General features: G+C 46.4%; 18 protein-coding genes. 3 read left to right on the top strand and 15 right to left on the bottom strand.

Annotated features, from left to right (window positions below):
* Positions 1 to 16: 16 nt before the first annotated feature.
* The 3 genes from ymfI to yfmF are packed head-to-tail and all read right to left on the bottom strand — an operon-like array spanning position 17 to position 3,313.
* A complete protein-coding gene (gene ymfI / locus ACOMA8_RS04485) occupies positions 17 to 742 on the bottom strand; it encodes an elongation factor P 5-aminopentanone reductase (protein WP_161900349.1) in 726 nt (241 codons plus the stop codon).
* A complete protein-coding gene (gene yfmH, locus ACOMA8_RS04480) occupies positions 739 to 2,052 on the bottom strand; it encodes an EF-P 5-aminopentanol modification-associated protein YfmH (RefSeq protein WP_161900350.1) in 1,314 nt (437 codons plus the stop codon). The genes ymfI and yfmH overlap by 4 nt, the downstream gene beginning before the upstream one ends.
* A complete protein-coding gene (gene yfmF, locus ACOMA8_RS04475; protein WP_161900351.1) occupies positions 2,045 to 3,313 on the bottom strand; it encodes an EF-P 5-aminopentanol modification-associated protein YfmF in 1,269 nt (422 codons plus the stop codon). The genes yfmH and yfmF overlap by 8 nt, the downstream gene beginning before the upstream one ends.
* A 360-nt stretch (positions 3,314 to 3,673) precedes the next feature.
* On the opposite strand from yfmF, the gene mscL reads away from it, so the two are divergent.
* Positions 3,674 to 4,147: a large conductance mechanosensitive channel protein MscL gene (gene mscL, locus ACOMA8_RS04470; RefSeq protein WP_421368848.1), complete on the top strand. Its 474-nt coding sequence runs from the start codon at positions 3,674 to 3,676 to the stop codon at positions 4,145 to 4,147.
* Positions 4,148 to 4,289: 142 nt separating this feature from the next.
* Here mscL and ACOMA8_RS04465 read toward each other — a convergent pair whose 3' ends face one another.
* The 12 genes from ACOMA8_RS04465 to ACOMA8_RS04410 form a co-directional block, all read right to left on the bottom strand.
* Positions 4,290 to 4,736, bottom strand: coding sequence for a GNAT family N-acetyltransferase (locus ACOMA8_RS04465; RefSeq protein WP_161900353.1), 447 nt, complete (start codon positions 4,734 to 4,736; stop codon positions 4,290 to 4,292).
* A gap of 78 nt (positions 4,737 to 4,814) precedes the next feature.
* Positions 4,815 to 5,054: a Veg family protein gene (locus tag ACOMA8_RS04460; protein ID WP_161900431.1), complete on the bottom strand. Its 240-nt coding sequence runs from the start codon at positions 5,052 to 5,054 to the stop codon at positions 4,815 to 4,817.
* A 260-nt stretch (positions 5,055 to 5,314) separates the two neighbouring features.
* On the bottom strand, positions 5,315 to 5,884 hold the full coding sequence (locus tag ACOMA8_RS04455) for a sigma-70 family RNA polymerase sigma factor (protein WP_421368845.1): 570 nt from the start codon (positions 5,882 to 5,884) through the stop codon (positions 5,315 to 5,317).
* A 74-nt stretch (positions 5,885 to 5,958) separates the two neighbouring features.
* Positions 5,959 to 6,492: an NYN domain-containing protein gene (locus ACOMA8_RS04450; protein ID WP_161900355.1), complete on the bottom strand. Its 534-nt coding sequence runs from the start codon at positions 6,490 to 6,492 to the stop codon at positions 5,959 to 5,961.
* A complete protein-coding gene (gene rlmB / locus ACOMA8_RS04445) occupies positions 6,489 to 7,430 on the bottom strand; it encodes a 23S rRNA (guanosine(2251)-2'-O)-methyltransferase RlmB (protein WP_421368842.1) in 942 nt (313 codons plus the stop codon). The genes ACOMA8_RS04450 and rlmB overlap by 4 nt, the downstream gene beginning before the upstream one ends.
* Positions 7,417 to 7,818, bottom strand: coding sequence for a Mini-ribonuclease 3 (locus ACOMA8_RS04440; protein WP_161900356.1), 402 nt, complete (start codon positions 7,816 to 7,818; stop codon positions 7,417 to 7,419). Before ACOMA8_RS04440 ends, rlmB begins: the two co-directional genes overlap by 14 nt.
* Positions 7,815 to 9,227 (bottom strand): cysteine--tRNA ligase, encoded by a 1,413-nt coding sequence (cysS, locus tag ACOMA8_RS04435; protein WP_421368840.1) that lies wholly within the window; start codon positions 9,225 to 9,227, stop codon positions 7,815 to 7,817. The genes ACOMA8_RS04440 and cysS overlap by 4 nt, the downstream gene beginning before the upstream one ends.
* Complete coding sequence (epsC, locus tag ACOMA8_RS04430; RefSeq protein ID WP_161900358.1) at positions 9,220 to 9,753, bottom strand: serine O-acetyltransferase EpsC; 534 nt, start codon at positions 9,751 to 9,753, stop codon at positions 9,220 to 9,222. Before epsC ends, cysS begins: the two co-directional genes overlap by 8 nt.
* Positions 9,754 to 10,266: 513 nt before the next feature.
* Positions 10,267 to 11,727 carry a glutamate--tRNA ligase gene (gltX, locus tag ACOMA8_RS04425; protein ID WP_421368837.1) on the bottom strand — a complete coding sequence of 487 codons (1,461 nt, stop codon included), beginning with the start codon at positions 11,725 to 11,727 and terminating at the stop codon, positions 10,267 to 10,269.
* A gap of 285 nt (positions 11,728 to 12,012) precedes the next feature.
* On the bottom strand, positions 12,013 to 13,191 hold the full coding sequence (locus ACOMA8_RS04420) for a PIN/TRAM domain-containing protein (protein ID WP_161900360.1): 1,179 nt from the start codon (positions 13,189 to 13,191) through the stop codon (positions 12,013 to 12,015).
* Between the two features lie 75 nt (positions 13,192 to 13,266).
* A complete protein-coding gene (radA, locus tag ACOMA8_RS04415) occupies positions 13,267 to 14,637 on the bottom strand; it encodes a DNA repair protein RadA (protein WP_421368834.1) in 1,371 nt (456 codons plus the stop codon).
* A 61-nt stretch (positions 14,638 to 14,698) separates the two neighbouring features.
* Entirely contained in the window at positions 14,699 to 15,223 is a 525-nt protein-coding gene (locus tag ACOMA8_RS04410; RefSeq protein ID WP_421368832.1) for a dCTP deaminase/dUTPase family protein, read from the bottom strand.
* 493 nt (positions 15,224 to 15,716) lie between these two features.
* Between ACOMA8_RS04410 and proB the strand changes: the two genes are divergently transcribed.
* The gene (gene proB, locus ACOMA8_RS04405) at positions 15,717 to 16,529 is read left to right on the top strand and encodes a glutamate 5-kinase (protein WP_161900363.1); all 813 of its coding nucleotides are present in this window, start codon (positions 15,717 to 15,719) and stop codon (positions 16,527 to 16,529) included.
* A gap of 25 nt (positions 16,530 to 16,554) precedes the next feature.
* On the top strand, positions 16,555 to 17,799 hold the full coding sequence (locus tag ACOMA8_RS04400; RefSeq protein WP_421368829.1) for a glutamate-5-semialdehyde dehydrogenase: 1,245 nt from the start codon (positions 16,555 to 16,557) through the stop codon (positions 17,797 to 17,799).
* Positions 17,800 to 17,819 lie beyond the last annotated feature (20 nt).

The following is a 17,819-nucleotide window of genomic DNA, read 5'->3' as shown; positions in this document are numbered from 1 at the left end:
ATCTTCTCCAGTCTTATCATGACAGCCAGCCGCCGGTCACTGGTATCGTGACACCTGTCGTATACTGGGCCTCCTCTGAGAAAAGGTAAGCGACAGCTGCTGCTATTTCGTTAGTAGCCGCCAGTCTTCCCAGCGGAATCTCATCAGTCAAGGTTTCAAGTTCGCTATCTGTGAACGTATGGTTCATCTTGGTATCCACTGCCCCCGGAGCCACACAATTAACGGTGATTCCCAATGAAGCAACTTCTTTGGCATAGGCTTTGGCAAAACTCTGCTGTGCCCCTTTGACACCGCTGTAAACCGTCTCCATGGCACTACCGGACAAGCCGTAAACCGAGCCGATAAACACCACGCGCCCTTGTCCGCTTTGTCGCAGTTTAGGCTGTAATTCAGACAATAACAATAACGGAGTTTCCATGTGAATCTTCCACAAGTTTTCCATATCGGTGCGGCTGTGTTCAGACAATAAGCCATACTTGGTAAATCCGGCGGCAAAAACTACGCCGTCTACTTGGAATAAATCTGCCAGAAACGCCGGTATTTCACGATAGTTCAACATATCTAAGCATACCATAAAAAAATCTTGGTGAGGATAGCTTTCAGACAGTTCACTAACAAATTTTAAGACTTTTCTTTCATTACTGTAACAATGACAATACAAGGACCAGCCAGCTTGTGCTAGACGCCGGCAGACAGCCTCCCCAATATCCCCGGAGGCTCCCATCACCAGTGCCGTTTTCATGCCTCTGTTCCTTCTTCCGGATACAAAAAGTACCGACAAAAGGCTTCTTCTTTGATCAATATTTCGGCAGCTGCCAACACATCTTTCAAACGAATCGTGCGGATCAGCTCCGGCACATCAAAGATCGTCAACTCACCGAATTGGCTTTGTGTGAACTGATTGGCGATATATTCCAACGAATTTAAGGATTGGAAATACTTGCCCAACAGCTTTTTCTTCAACAGCTCCAGATTGGCTTCGTTGACTTCCGGGTCCTCTGCGTAGCCCAAAAGAATCTGTTGCACCGCATCAATCATCACCTCTGGCTGGTCACTGTCACCATACAGACCGGCAAAGTGGAAGCCGCGATCCAGATTGTATTCAAAGCCAAAAGAATCGTCGATGATTCCTTCGTTGTATAGCCGCAAGTAATTGCTGCTGGTATTTCCCAATAAGAGTGCCAATAACAGATTCATAGCATAGCGAAAACGCAACAGCTCGGCAGGATCTTCCGGCAATTCTGCCATTAGCCCCCGAATCCCCAACGCTCCTTTTCCACGAGTCAAAGGCAATTGCCGGCTAGCAGTCTTGCGAATCTGCTCCAAGGACTCAGCAGGAAATACCCGTTGAATCTCGCCGGCTTCAACAGCTGGGAACTCTTTGCCGGATTGGTTTTCTTTGATCCAAGCCATGGTCTCTTTTGGATCGATATTACCTACCACCAAGAGCTTCATGTTGCTAGGATGATAGAAGGTGTTGTAACACAAATACAAATCGTCAGCGGTAATCTGATCAATTGTCGCTACCGTTCCCAAAATATCCACTGCCAAAGGATGCTCCGGGTACAAACTTTCCAAGAGACCGGAAAATTGGACGAAATACGGATCGTCTTGGTACATACCAATCTCTTGTCCGATGATTCCTTTTTCTTTATTGACGCTGTCTTCTGTAAAATATGGTTCCTGAACGAAATCCAGCAGTGTTTCCAGATTCAAGCGGATATTATCCGTCGCAGAAAAGAGATAACTCGTCTTCGTAAAGCTGGTAAAGGCATTGGCACTAGCTCCTTGCTTACCAAACGTTTGAAAGATGTCACCGGCCTCTTTTTCGAACATTTTGTGCTCCAAAAAGTGGGCGATACCATCGGGGACTTGGACAGCTTCGGTTTCCCCCAGTGGCACAAAGGTATTGTCGATACTGCCATAATTGGTGGAAAACAGGCCGTATGTTTTATGGAACCCCGCTTTAGGTAGCAAAAAGACCGTCAAGCCATTGGGGAGAACTTCGGTATAAAGAGTTTCATTGATTTGTTCATATTGAATCTTACGCATTGGCTCCGACTCCTTCCAGGAAATAGACAGCTTTTAATTTGATTGAGCGGGCGACTGCTTGGACTTGCGCCACTGTGACTTCGTCGATCATCCGCAGAAAAGCGTCATCTGTCAAAGCCGCTTGGGGCAGCCAATTGTCCAAATACGCCCCTTCAATCAGTGCCTGTGGATTATCCAACGACAGCAGGTAGGAATTTTTTAACATCGCTTTTGTCTGAGCCAATTCTTCATCAGTAATTGCTCCTTGCTGCAGATTTTCCAACTGTTGTGCTACCAAATGCAGTACCTTGTCCCGGTTAGCTGCATCAATCCCTGTCTGAACATTGACAAAGCCCCGGAAGCTGTCGTAGCTGGAGGAAGCATAGTAAGCCATACTTTCCTTTTCCCGGACATTCATAAACAAACGAGAATGTGGGAACCCGCCAAACAATCCATTGAAAACCATCAATGGGAATCGACGCAAATCTTCATAAGCAATGTCGGTCCAATAGCCGATATTCAGTTTGGATTGGGTCAATGGCTCTTGTTCTTGTTTTTCCGTGATTATATTATCAGCAGCCGCTTCAAAATAGATTTCTGGATGAACTCGCTCAGTTTGTGGGAAAGGCAACACGGAAACCAGCTCCTCAGCCTCTTTCTCACTCAAGTCGCCTACGAGAAAAATGTCCACTTGATCGTTTGCCAACATTTCTGTATAGGTAGTCACCAAGTCTGCTGCCTCGAGATCGGCCAAGGTCGCCAAAGTACCAAAGCTTGGCACCTGCTGATCGGCATCTTCCTTGAAGAAAAGCTGCTGCAGCTGCAACGAAGCATAGGACTGCTTGTCCTCGTCGATGCTTTTGATGTAAGCCCGCAGATTTTCCTTTTCTACAGCAAAGGTCTCTAGATCAAAGACCCCTTCCTTGATATTTGGTGCAAAGAGAATTTCCTTTAGAAAATCCAGCCCTTGTGCCAACAATTCATCGTCTGCCACGTATTTGCCATTGACTAGTGTCATAGCCACATTAATTTGATGCAAGGCACCCTTTTTAGCCATACTGACGCCAAAGCTTGCACCATACAATTCTGCCAAACGGCTGCTCAATGCTGTTTGAGTAGCATAACGCTTGCTGTTTGTCTCCAATAAAGAAGTTAACAATGTGCGGGCTGCTGCCGTCTGTTTTTGATGACGGGCAGAAAAACGGATAAATAGCCGCACCGTTTTGAATTTTTCCGTCGGGATCGTATGTAGAAAGATCCCCGGTTGGATCTGTTTAGTCATGTTGTGTCCCCTCTCTTGAAAAAGGTCGTTTTGAAACACTGGCAAAAAGCCGCCTGTCTCTTCAAAAAGCACCGATTTCCTGCTTTTATTTTGCAGCAGTCGCTTTTCTACCACAAACAAGTAAAAATCACTTGTCACTGAAAAAAAACGAGGCCAAATTTTCAAAGCATTTTCACTAAATTATAGCATATTCCGAACTTTTCTTGATTTTCCAAGACCTTTAGCAGCTGTCATATTATTTCAGTTTTTGCTTTCTCTCCGCTATACTTGTAAGAGAAATTATAACTGCTTGTAAACCCCTTTTCTTTGAAGAACTGGTTTGCAGCTAAAACTTACTATTCAAAAAGGAGGAATCATTTCATGATTAAAGAATTTAAAGAGTTTATTATGCGAGGCAGCGTCCTTGATCTAGCCGTCGGTGTCGTAATCGGGTCTGCCTTTACCGCTATTGTCACAAAAGTGGTGGATGGATTGATTACACCGTTAATCGGAGTAGTTGTTTCTCTGTTTACAAAAGGTAAAAAACTTGATGAAGCACTCGGAGTGTTGGATTGGAAAACTGGATCAGGTGTAACATTCAAATTCGGTGATGTAATCAGTGCGATCATTACTTTTCTAATCACTGCTTTTGTGCTTTTCCTGGTGGTTAAAGCAGCAAACCATGCCAAAAATTTGACTGCCCGCAAAGAAGACGAGCCGGAAGAAGTACCTGCAGATACTACTGAAAGCCTCTTAAAAGACATCCGCGATTTGCTGGAAACACAAGCAGCTGCTACAAAACCAGCAACCACCAATTCAGACAAAGATGACTTGGACAACAACAGCACTTACTGAGAATCCGCCCTTTGATTCTTTCTGACAATAATTGCCTGGAAATAATAAAACCCCTGCCTAGCTTGGAAAGACCGACATCTACTGGTCGTTCCAAGACTGTGCAGGGGTTTTTGGGTTTTTGGGTTTTTGGGTTTTTGGGTTTTTAAAGTGGGACGGCTTCTCGCAGCATCTTCACATGAGGAATATCATCTTCCAGATATACCTCAGAAACAGTGTGAAAGCCAGCTTTCCCGTAAAATTTCTGCAAGTGCGCTTGAGCACCAATCTCTATCGGCCGCTGAGGAAATTTGGCCATTGCCACCTGCAACAATTCTTGAAGCAGTCGCTCTCCCAGATGATGTGCTCGTTGCTCCTGTCGTACCAAAACCCGGCCTAAATGACTGACTTCCTCATTTCCGTAGACCCGACCGTATGCGGCAATCTGGCCTGCTTCATCTGTCAGCCAAACATGCCATGCCTGTTGGTCAATCTCATCAATTTCTTGATACGGGCAATTTTGTTCCACAACGAAAACGGCCACCCGCAGCTTGGCAATTTCCAGAAACTCTGTTGTCGTCAACTGATTGAAATGTTTATTCTTTACTTCCATCGGCTACTCCTTTATCTACGTTTTTTGCCAAAAGAAAAAGAGCTCGGCACACTCGGCCAAACTCTCGCTTCTTCGTACTCATTGCCCCAGAAATTCGATCTCGACAGTACGGGTCAACACGTCAGAATAACTGTATGAAACCCGTTCGAAAGAATTTTCTTCGGGATCCAGATCTACCACAAAAACAGATGGGTAGGTCTCTGTCAACACGCCTTTGCGTTCTGTCTGACGCTTGCGGCCTGTTTGTGCAACTAACATGATCTCGCTACCGATACGACATTCCAAATCTTTTTTGATTGACGCTAAAGTTGTTGGCATCGCGTTCACCTCGAATGCCATTTTACCACATCTTAAGGAAAATTACAAGTTTATCATAACAAAAAGCTCCTGACAATCCATAATTTCAATATTTTTGAAGAAGCGACATTTTTTTGCGTAAAACTGACCATCTCTGGCTTTTACCACTCACTAAAAAATCAAACTTCTCCAAAATGTAAGAGGTTGCATAACAAAATATGACTTTCTCAGCAATTTGCTGACGTGACATTCTGCAAGCAACCCCTTACTTATGTTTTCAATCACTTCTGAATAAATCGTAAATTTTGATACAATTTACGTCGAGAACGTTCATACGCATAGCGAATCTGCCGGGTGGGTTGGGAGCGTTTGGCTGCGATAGTCTCTAACTCCGCCCCTTTCAAATACTCGCCGAAAACCTCTTGTTCAAGCTTCGACAAATCCCCCCGAAACGTGCTTAGTGCCTCCTCTACCAACAGCTGTTGATCAGCCGGTGGTGCCCACTGTCCCACATTGCTTTGAAAATCTGGCCCCTCTTCGGCAATCTTTGCTTCCAGCGAAACGGCCCCCACCAGACAGCGGCGTTTGTAAGCGGCTTGTTTGCGAAGGTGGGATTTGATGGCGTTTTCAAAATTCTTCTTAAAAAAAGCACCAATCGTTACCCCCATAGCCGGATCATAGCGTTGTAGGGTTTCGTAAAAAACGATGCGTCCTTCTTGTAGCCAGTCATCGGCATCAAAATCCCGCAAATAGTAAATTCCCTGCAAGCGATAGATGATTGGTCGATATCGTTCAAACAACTCTACAAAAGAATCTTCGCACCCTGCTTGTGCTTGACGAATCAAAGACATACAAAACCCCTCCCCCAAAAACTGCTTTCTGAGGAAAGGGTATCATGACACTTTTTAGAAACTTCTCATTTAAGCTACCTTTTTTTCTTGTCAGAAAGTTCCTGCAGTTTTTCCGACAACTCCGTCAACTGCTGGGGGCTCCAGGGTGAGTTGCGTCGGAAATCCGTAAACTTCAAGTCTTCCTGATGGCCGGCAATCTGTTTTTCCGTCTTCTCAATCGTCTTGTATAACTCTCTGGCAGAAGTTCTCAGGGCGCCTTGAGAGAAGATTACCCATTGCTCTGCCAAATCGCTGGTTGCCACTGTCACCTGGGTCAGGCGATTATTCAATTCACCAGCAACCCGCTCGATATAGCTGTCGGCGGTCTCCCCCTCTTCGGTAAAAACGACTTCTAACAGATATTTTGTGAAACGAGTCGTGATCCCAGGTACAAATTGGGCATCAAAAACGACGATAATCTCGATTCCTTCAAATTTGGCGTAATTGGACAAGCGGTTCAAAAGTGCATCACGGGCATCTTCCATCTTGTCTTGCTTTTTCAGTAACACCAACTCCGGCCAAGCCCCGATCATGTTGTAGCCATCCACGATCAAAAGCTGCTTTTTCATGAGCCGCCACCACTACGCTTCCGAAATGCTTCATAGATCAGCAGACCTGCCGCCACACTGGCATTTAGACTTTGGACGTGACCCACCATCGGAATCGTCAACAGTTCATCGACTTCTTTCGCTAAACCGGCACTCATTCCCCGACCTTCATTGCCGATGATTAAGGCAATCTTACCAGAAGCATTCCAGTCGGTATAAGCGGTGCCGGACATCGCCGTGCCAAATACCCAAAAGCCGGCTTCTTTCAGTTGCTTGATGCCCTGACTCAAATTGGTAACCCGCGCCACTGGTACGTGTTCAACAGCGCCGGTAGAGGTTTTAACCACGACTGGTGTGATTCCCACCGCCCGATGTTTTGGAATAATAATCCCGTCCACGCCGGCAGCATCTGCTGTCCGCAGAATTGAGCCAAAATTGTGGGGATCTTCCAAATTATCCAAGATCAAAAAGAAAGGCTCGGGCTTTTCCGTTTTCTCCAATAGTTCTGGCAATGACAAGTATTCATAAGGGGTGATTGCCAAGACCATGCCCTGATGGACACCATCGTCACTCATGGTATCTAGTTTTTGTTTCGGTACCCACTTGACTGGAACACTGTGTTCTTGGGCCAGCTGCTTCAATTCCTCAACTTTTCCCCCGCGGGCATCTTCCAGCATGAAAAGCTTGTTGCCTCGCCCTTGTTTCAAAGCTTCAGCCACCGCGTGATGACCAAACACGAAATTCTCATTTTCCGGAGAAGTCTGATCAAAAGTTCCATTGCCCTCTGTCGCTGCCGGTCGCTGCTCTCGTTTTGGTCCTTTGTTGCCGTCAACTTTTCGCTTGTCATCAAAACGGCGACCCTTCTGATTATTTCTCTTATTGCCGCCGTTGCCGTTGCTCCGCTCATTTTGGCGGGAGCGTTCCCCGGCTTTTACTGGACGTCGCTTATTTTCCTTCATTTTCTTCACCTACCTTCTCGATACACCATGCTACCAGCTCATCTAGACGTTCTTTTTGGTCCGTGAGGTGGAGATAGCCCATCAGTGATTCAAAGCCTGTAGCGACCCGATACGTGGTGATATCGGCATTTTTAGCGCTGGTGTGGCTCTTAGAATTACGCCCGCGCCGATAAAACAATTCCTCTTCTTCATTTAGAATGCCTTCTGCCAGCATTTTTTCCATCAGCATGGCTTGGGCTTTGGCTGAAACATAATGCGTCGCCATTTTATGCAGTGTGTTTGGTCGGGTCTGGCCACTTTCCACCAGAAAATCTCGGATATACACTTCATAGACGGCGTCTCCGACATAAGCCAATGCCAAGCCGTTCAATTGTTTGTGATCTCTCATGCGTCTCTTCTCCACCGGGTTCCTTGAGGTGTGTCCTCCAAGATGATCCCTTGCGCCTTCAATGCGTCTCGGATTTCGTCACTGCGGGCAAAATTTTTGTCTTTGCGGGCCTGGTTGCGTTCAGCAATCAAACCGTCAATCTGTTCATCCAACAGGTCTTCTTGAGCAAATTTTATCCCGAAGACTTGGAGCCAACTGGCAAATTGCACCAGTGCTGACTCCAAAACAGCCGCCGAAACTGCCGGCTGTTCGCTGTAATTATTCAGCCATTTGGCTAATTCATAAACCACTGTGATGCCGTTAGCTGCGTTAAAATCGTCATCCATCTCAGCTACAAATCGCGCTTCTAATTCTTGCAGCTGTTCCTGCCGCTTTTCATCATCAGATAAACCGGCTGCCGCTTGAGCCAACCGGAATTCGGCATTTTCTTTGGCGGTTTTTAGTCGCTGCAAGTTGTTCGCTGCGTCTTGCAGTGTTTTCTCGCTGTAACGAATCGGCCGGCGGTATTGTGTTGTTGCCATGAAAAAGCGCAGCACTTGCGGGTCCACGACTTTTACAATGTCATGAACGGTCACAAAATTTCCCAAGGACTTGCTCATCTTCTCATCGTCATCCCCGATGGTGACATAGCCGTTGTGCATCCAGTAATTAGCAAACTTCTTCCCAGTTTTGGCTTCACTTTGGGCAATTTCATTTTCGTGATGAGGAAATTCCAAGTCTTGGCCACCGCCATGAATATCGATGGTTTCTCCTAAATGTTTGGTAGCCATCACCGAGCATTCGATGTGCCAGCCTGGGCGTCCTTGACCCCAAGGAGCACTCCAAAAAATCTCTCCCGGCTTGGCAGACTTCCACAAAGCAAAATCCAATGGGTCTTCCTTGATGTCTTGTTCACCGCCAGTCCGCTGACTAGCCCCTACTTCCAGTTCATCAATGGATTGATCCGAAAGTTTGCCGTAATCAGCGAATTTACGCGTCCGGTAATAGACATCGCCATTGACAGCATAGGCATAGCCTTTATCAATCAGCACTTGGATAAATTCAATGATATCTGGGATATGATCCATCACGCGGGGATTCAACGTTGCCGCTTCGATATTCAGTGCGCCGGCATCTTCTTTGAAAGCAGCAATAAAGCGATCAGCGACTTCCGGTGCAGTTACTTGAAGTTCTTGGGCCGCCCGAATGATTTTATCGTCTACATCGGTAAAATTGGAAACATAGTCCACCTGATAGCCGCGGTATTCAAAATAGCGGCGAATCGTATCAAAGGCGATCGCGCTTCTGGCATTACCGATATGGATGTAATTATAAACAGTTGGTCCGCAGACGTACATTTTGACACGGCCTGCTTCCAATGGTTTGAATTCTTCTTTTTCACGGGTCAACGTGTTATGAATTTTAATCATTTTTAACTCTCACTCCATTCAGTCTAACGACACGGGCAGGAGCTCCCACCGCCGTCGCATTATCGGGTATATCATGTAAAACAACAGAGCCAGCACCGATTTTGGCGTTTTTTCCGATAGTAATGGGCCCTAAAATCTGGGAATGGGCTGCAATCATTGCACCGGTTAAAACCGTCGGATGGCGTTTGCCTTTGTCTTTGCCGGTGCCACCCAGCGTTACGCCGTGGAACAACACCACATTTTCCTCCACCACTGCCGTCTCGCCGATCACGACCCCCATGCCGTGATCAATGAAAACGCCAGCTGCAATCTGCGCACCTGGATGAATCTCGATTCCCGTTAAAAAGCGCCAAAATTGGGCATTTATTTTTGCCAATAAAAACAAGCGATGCCGGTATAAAAAATGCGACCAGCGATGCCAAAACAGCGCGTGAAACCCCGGATAAGTCAAAACGACTTCTAGCGTACTACGGGCCGCTGGATCATTGGCTTTTGTGGTTGCGATTGCTCGTTTGAACCACCCCATACTATTTCCCCCTTTACTGCAACTTCCTTTAGCCGCAAAACCTGCGACTTCCCCTTAACAAATAGTCATCAAAAGCTGTCCTGAAAGCACCTGCCTTAGCCAGCATCCGTCATGTGTCCAATCAGAATTGAAGTCTGGCTTTTCTCTCATTGTAAGCTGAAAAAAAACACACGGAGGCGTATTTGCCGTAAGTTTCCTTACGTCAAAAGACGCCCCCGCGTGGTCCCACTTTTGTTTACAGAAACGATTGCAACAATCCTCTTCTCGGCTCACTGATTAGAGAAGCTGCCTTGCACCTTTCTGCCTCAAAATGGGTAACGTCCATCCTACGTAGCCGGTCTTGGCCAGCTCCACTCCCAGATGCATTTCCCGCCGGCTTTTTGACTGCCTTTCAGCAACATAGCAGTCTCTCTGTAAAAAGGCGCTGACGGTACTTCGTCTGTTCTTCGTGTTTGTTGATAAATGATGATTTTCCGCAGCAAAAACTAGCGATTGCAACTTTGTCAGCTACGTTTATGCTAATGCTTTGTCTAAGTTAGCAATAGTTGCTTCTTGACCCATGATTTCGATAGTATTCGGCAGATCTGGGCCGTGCATTTGACCAGAAGTAGCGATTCGGATTGGCATAAACAAATTTTTGCCTTTAATGCCGGTTTCTTTTTGGACTGCTTTGATAGAAGCCAAGATGTTTTCCGGTGTGAAATCAGTCAAACTTTCCAATTGTCCTTTGAAAGCTTGCAAGACTACTGGTGTCGTTTCTTGTGCCATAATTGTTTTGCCTTCTTCTTCTAATTCCGGATGTTCACCGAAAAACAGACCAGAAAGTTCCACGATTTCAGCTGCAAAACTCATTTGTGGTTGATAAAGAGCCACAACTTTTTTAACCCAGGCTTTCTTGTCAGCAGCTGGATTTTCTTCAACACGACCGGCTTTCACTAGAAAAGGCAGACACATGTCGGTCAATTCATCCAGGTTCATTTCTTTGATGTAGTGGTTGTTGACCCACGCCAATTTCTTAGCATCAAAGGCTGCCGGAGATTTGCTCAAACGTTTTGGATCGAACATTTCTACCAATTCGGATTGTGAGAAGAGCTCGTCTTCTCCCACTGGTGACCAGCCCAACAGCGCGATAAAGTTGAACATCGCTTCTGGCAGATAACCCAATTCACGGTACTGCTCGATAAACTGCAGAATGGATTCATCCCGTTTAGACAATTTTTTGCCGGTTTCAGTGTTGATGATCAACGTCATGTGCCCAAATTGTGGTGGGGTCCAACCAAATGCTTCATAGATCATCATTTGTTTCGGTGTATTGGCAATGTGATCGTCCCCCCGCAGTACGTGGGTGATTTTCATCATGTGGTCATCCACAACTACTGCAAAGTTATAAGTCGGCATGCCGTCACGTTTTTGGATAACAAAGTCGCCGCCGACATTGTCTGATTCAAAGTGAATGTCACCTTTAACCATATCTTTAAACGCATATTCGGTATTTTTTGGTACCCGGAAACGAATCACCGGTTCCAAGCCCTGTGCTTCTTTTTCAGCTTGCTCTTTTGGTGTCAGATGGGCACATTTGCCGCCGTAATGAGGCATTTCCCCACGGGCACGTTGGGCTTCTCGCTCAGCTTCCAATTCTTCTTCGGTACAGTAACACTTGTACGCCCGATTGGAAACCAGCAGTTGGTCAATCAAAGGTTGGTAGATTTCGCCGCGTTCTGATTGACGATAAGGACCGTATGCACCAGGTTTTTCCGGGGATTCGTCCCAATCAATTCCCAGCCAAGCCAGATTTTCCAATTGTGATTTTTCACCGTCAGCGATGTTGCGCTTTTGGTCGGTGTCTTCGATGCGGATGATAAACTCGCCATCATTGTGGCGGGCAAATAAATAGTTGAACAACGCCGTCCGGGCATTGCCGATGTGCAAATGGCCGGTAGGGCTCGGTGCGTAACGTACACGGATTTTACTCATTTTATCTCTTCCCTTTTGGTTGGAATTTTGGTAAGCCTATTCCTTGTAATTCTACAATCAAAGTCCTCATTAGTAAAGTGTGACAGCCAATTAATCCCTGCTGGCAGTATTCTGAATTCCGTGAAGGTTCATTTTTAATTTATGAGAAAATTTTTCTTGCAGCAAAACTGACACCCGTGGATAAGCTTTGTGAGGCCTAATTTTTAACTCACAAAAAAACAGCCGTAAAAATACCGCAACACCTGAAACCAACAGGTATTGCGGTATTTTTTTAAAGCAATCGCCTCAACGACTGTTACGATTGGTCTTATTGCCACCTTTGTTGTGATTGCCGGAAGTGCTGTCGGATTTATTGTCGATGCCACGCCCAGAATGAGCTGGCTTGGCAAAGATCATCCGTCCAGCAGCGGTTTGCAGTGCGCTGGTGACGACAACAGTGATGCGCTCGTTCATGTAGTGCTGCCCGTCTTCTACGACTACCATCGTACCATCATCCAAGTAAGCTACCCCTTGTTGACGCTCGGTACCGGCTTTCACCACCAGCACATCCATGTCTTCTCCAGGAATCACTACCGGTTTGACCGCGTTGGCCAACTGATTGATGTTCAGCACGGGAACATTTTGAAATTCGGCTACTTTATTCAGATTGTAATCATTGGTGACTACCGTGCCGTCCAACAGTTTTGCCAGTTTCAGCAGTTTGCTGTCAACTTCTTGGATGTCCTCGAAATCACCATCATACATCTCAACTGAAATCCCATCCTCTTTTTGCAAAGCATTCAGAATATCCAGTCCTCGCCGTCCCCGCACTCGTTTCAAACTGTCACCGGAATCAGCGATATACTGCAACTCATAAAGAACAAAGTTAGGAATCAGGATTGTGCCTTCGATAAAGCCAGTCTTAGCAATGTCGTAAATGCGGCCATCAATGATGACGCTGGTATCTAGAATCTTGTATTTGCGGAAATGATCGTCTGCTTTGCGATCCAACATTTCCTGCTGAGATTCCGCTGCTTCTTCTGCTTTTTTCTTGTTGGAGGTAAAGATTTTCTTCCATTCATCAATCCGTGTAGTAGAAATCTGAAAACCCAGATACCCCAGCAAGATCATGATCAAAAAAGGTGCGACGCCTTTTGCAAAAGGAATATCCCAATTGTAAAAAGGCAGTGAAATGATGACCCCGATCAAAAGACCGATGATGGTGCCGATTGCTCCAAATAGCAAGTAGGTGAGGCTGAGCTCACTGAGTTTTTTCTCAATGTAGTTGAGGGCAGCAGAAATATATTTCACCAGGAATAATGACAATAAATAGAAAATAAGTGCTCCGATGATTAAATTGGTGAACATATTATTGAGCCATTGGTTGTTCCCTTGTTGGATCGCATCCCAAGCGACCGGCATAAAGGATACCCCCAGGCTTGCCCCCGCCACCACAAGTAAGATGGTGATGACGCGTTTTTGCATGTGTTTTCCTCCCATTTGTGTATCGTTTATTTGGCGGCGAGCCCTTCGTATTAAAAAGTAGCCCGCCTTTGTTAATTAGCCGAAAACTTTTTTCAGCGTCTCAGCAATAGTAGAGACAGGTACGATGGCAATTCCTTCAGGTGGCTCCCAACCGCCGAGATTATTTTTCGGCAGATACACCTTGGTAAAGCCTAATTTTTGGACCTCTTTGACGCGTTGCTCGATGCTGCTGACCCGGCGAATCTCGCCCGTTAGACCGATTTCACCAATGAAGCATTCGGTAGGTTCCGTGCCTTTTTCCTTATAACTGGAAGCAATCGCCACCGCCACTGCTAAGTCGATGGCCGGCTCGTTCAGCTTGACCCCGCCGGCAGCCTTCAAGTAGGCATCTTGATTTTGCAACAGCAGGCCCGCCCGTTTTTCCAAAACCGCCATGATCAATGACACGCGATTGAAGTCTAAACCGGTGGTGGTCCGCTTGGCATTGCCGAACATCGTGGGTGTTACCAACGCTTGAATCTCCACGAGAATCGGCCGACTGCCCTCCATCGCCACCACGATTGCTGAACCGGTAGCACCAGCTAAGCGTTCCTCCAAGAAAACTTGCGAAGGATTCGCCACTTCATGAAGACCATCTGCCTGCATTTCGAAGATTCCAATTTCATTAGTGGAACCAAAGCGATTTTTTACAGCTCGCAGAATGCGGAAGCTGTGATGCTTTTCCCCTTCGAAATACAACACCGTGTCTACCATATGCTCCAACATTCGGGGACCGGCGATTGCCCCTTCTTTCGTCACATGACCAACAATAAAAATAGCAATGCCGTTGGTTTTAGCGATTTTCAGCAGTTCAGCGGTCGTTTCCCGCACTTGACTGACAGAGCCTGCCACACTGGTTACATCCGGCTGAGTCATGGTTTGGATGGAATCAATGATGACATAATCAGGTTCCAGGTCCTCGATTGCTCGTGCCACTTCATGCATGTCCGTCTCAGCGTAGAGATAAAATTCCGTCTCGATGCTGCCTAGACGTTCCGCCCGCATCTTGATTTGCTCGGCGCTTTCTTCTCCGGAGACATAAAGCACCTTGCCGCCGACGTCTGCCAGTTGTTGCGACACCTGCAAAAGCAGCGTGGACTTCCCGATACCAGGGTCCCCACCAATTAGCACTAATGAGCCCGGAACAACTCCGCCTCCCAAAACTCGATTCAGCTCGGCAAGTTTTGTTGCCACACGAGGTTCTTTTTTGGGCACAACTTCAGCAATCTTCGTTGGCCGGGTCTTTTCTCCGGTCAGCGATGCACGAACGCGGCGATCATTTGTATCTTGGATCGTCACTTCCACCATCGAATTCCAGCTGCCACAGTTCGGACATTTCCCAAAATATTTCGGTGCGATATAACCGCAATGCTGACATTCAAATTGTACTTTGGCTTTTTTTGCCATGATTCTTCAGGCACCTCCGTTATGCTTCATTTTACCATAGAAGGGGCCTTTTTTAATAACCTCACTGCTGCCCGGTAGATCCGAAGCCGCCAGTACGTTCCCCTGATGCGACATCTTGGTCTGCCTTCAAAAACGGCAGGAAGATACCTTGCCCGATTCGTTCCCCTTTTTTGATAGATACGTCAAAAGGGCCGAAATTGATGAATTGAAACATGATGTGGCCTTCATTGTCAGGATTACCGTAATAATCGCTGTCGATGACCCCCACGCCATTTGCCAAAATCAGGAAGCGCTTATGAGAATTGCTGGAACGATTGGCCAGCTGCAAAAATTCATCCTCGCCCATGTAGGCTTTGACGCCAGTCGGAACCAAGACCGGTTTCATCTTCTTTTGGACCTTCGCTACAGCATCTTCACTCATCAATGCTTTAACCGCATCTAAAATGCCCGATTTCCAAATACTCGGTACGACTACATCCACCGCCGCCTCGAAATCGTAGCCTGCTGCTTGCTGTGTTGCCCGTACTGGTAAGTTGATATTGCTTCCTTGATAAGCCGAAACGACTTCAAATCCGCGCTTTTTCATGAATTTGTTCCCTTCTTTCGTGCATTATCAGCCTATTTTAGCATATTGTCACAGGACAAACGGCGCATTTCATGAAGAAATCAGGAAAAATTCACAACTTAGTCTGTTCCGCTGTTCCTTCACTCCCCTTGTTTTTGAACAGTGCTTTTTGATATGTAAAATGACTCTCTCTGAAAAGTTCACCATCTTCACTCTTAGTTTTTCGTCCTCACTAGTATCACACATCTATTAGAGTCAGTAGCTGTTTAAAAGGTTGCAGTCATTAAAAAAATTCATTTTTTGCGATTATAGCACCGCACACCTTTTTCCACCTCTTGAACTGGCGGATTTCCTTTTTGCTTCAGGAAATCTTGCACTGCACAATGAATGTTTCTCGATGTTTCACATGAAACATCCGTCATTTTCAGGAAAATCTGCTTAAAATTATCTGACAATTATTATTTTACGGATGAAATCCCTGTCGAAACCTTGTACAATGGTAGGAAATAAACAAATGGAGGAGATCGTTGTGCGGGAATCATTGCAAAATGCCAAACGGATCGTTATCAAAATCGGAACCAGCTCACTCATCTATCCCAACGGCAATATCAATTTGTCGGGAATCGATCAGCTGGCTTTCGTACTGACTGATCTGGCCAATCAAGGCAAAGAAATCATCCTAGTTTCATCCGGTGCCATCGGAGTGGGAATGAATAAACTGGGGCTAGCCGCCCGCCCGACCGCAATCCCGCAGCAACAGGCCGTGGCCGCTGTCGGTCAAGCAGAATTGATGAATATCTACAACCAACGATTTCTCACCTACAGCCAACAGACAGCTCAAGTCCTCTTAACCCGGGACATCGTAGAATTTCCAGAAAGTCGAAAAAACGTAATCAATACTTTGAATCAGCTGCTAGCGATGAAGATTATTCCGATTATCAATGAAAATGATGCCGTGGCAGTGGAAGAACTGGACCATCAAACCAAGTTCGGCGACAATGATCAGTTGTCGGCTATCGTTGCCCAAATCACAGAAGCTGACTTGTTGATTATGCTTTCGGATATCGACGGATTTTATTCCGCCAATCCCGCTGTCGATCAAGAAGCAATCCTCTACTCAACAATCCACGAAATTTCTGAAGAAACCATGGAGCGCGCTGGCGATAAAGGCAGTCGCTTTGGTACCGGCGGCATGGTCAGCAAATTGAAAGCTGCTCAGCGAATCCTGGAGGCCGACAGCGCGATGGTTTTAGCTAATGGGCAAAAGCCACAAGTAATTTTTGACATCCTCGCTGGTGCTGAAATTGGTACTCTGTTTTGTAACTGACATCCCTAAGAAAGGCGTGAAATAAATGGATTTGAACATACTGGGGCAACAAGCCCAAACCGCCGCCCGTCAACTGGCATTGGCGGATACTCAGAAAAAAAACCACCTGCTGCTACAGATGGCGGCTGCACTAGAAGCTGCTACCGCAACAATCTTGGCTGCCAATCAGAAAGACTTGGCTAAAGCGCAAGACAACGGCATTTCTGAAACCATGCAAGACCGTTTGCGGCTGACTGGCCCGCGAATTAGCGAAATGGCCAATGGCATCCGGGAAGTCGTCCAGCTGCCAGATCCTATCGGTGAAGTTGAAAAAATGTGGAAAAACACAGATGGCCTGATGATTGGCCGTCAAAAAGTACCCCTGGGCGTCATCGGTATCATTTATGAGTCTCGCCCCAATGTCACCACCGATGCGGCTAGTCTTTGTTTCAAGACCGGCAATGCTGTGATTTTACGAGGGGGAAAAGAAGCCTTCCATTCCAATAAAATTTTGGTAGAGGTCCTTCAAAAAGCATTGACCGATAATGACTTCACACCCCATGCCGTCCAATTTGTAGAAGATACCAGTCACGAAGTCGCCAATCAAATGATGCGTCTCACTGAGTATCTGGATGTCTTGATTCCCCGGGGTGGCGCCGGCCTGATTCGCAGAGTCAAAGAAACTGCCACTGTCCCGGTCATTGAAACTGGAACCGGCAATAATCATATTTATGTCGATCAAGCGGCGCAACTAGAGATGGCAGTCAATATCGTAGACAATGCCAAAACCCAGCGTCCTTCCGTCTGCAATGCGGCGGAAACACTGCTAATTCACCAAGATGTGGCCGCGGACTTCTTACCAAAAATTGCCGCAAAATTAGCTGAACACAACGTTCAATTACGGGCAGACGAAAAATCACTGCCTTATTTAGAAGAAGCGCTTCCAGCTGTCGAAGAAGACTGGTCTACCGAGTTTCTAGATTACATCATGGCTGTCAAAGTGGTCGCAGATATCGATGAAGCCATCGCCCACATTAACCGCTACAACACCAAACACTCAGAAGCCATCATCACCGACAATTACTTTGCCTCCCAGAAATTCTTGGCAGAAGTCGATGCAGCTGCCGTCTATGTCAATGCCTCCACCCGTTTTACCGACGGCTTCGTCTTTGGCTTTGGCGCAGAGATCGGTATTTCTACCCAAAAATTACATGCCCGCGGACCAATGGGCTTAGAAGAATTGACCTCCTCGAAATACATCATTTACGGAGACGGACAGATTCGAGAATAACTACACTAACTAAAAAGCGC

This window comes from Enterococcus infantis (genome assembly GCF_049166715.1).
Classification (GTDB): Bacteria; Bacillota; Bacilli; order Lactobacillales; family Enterococcaceae; genus Enterococcus_C; species Enterococcus_C leclercqii.
This window is presented reverse-complemented; position numbering and strand designations above follow the sequence as displayed.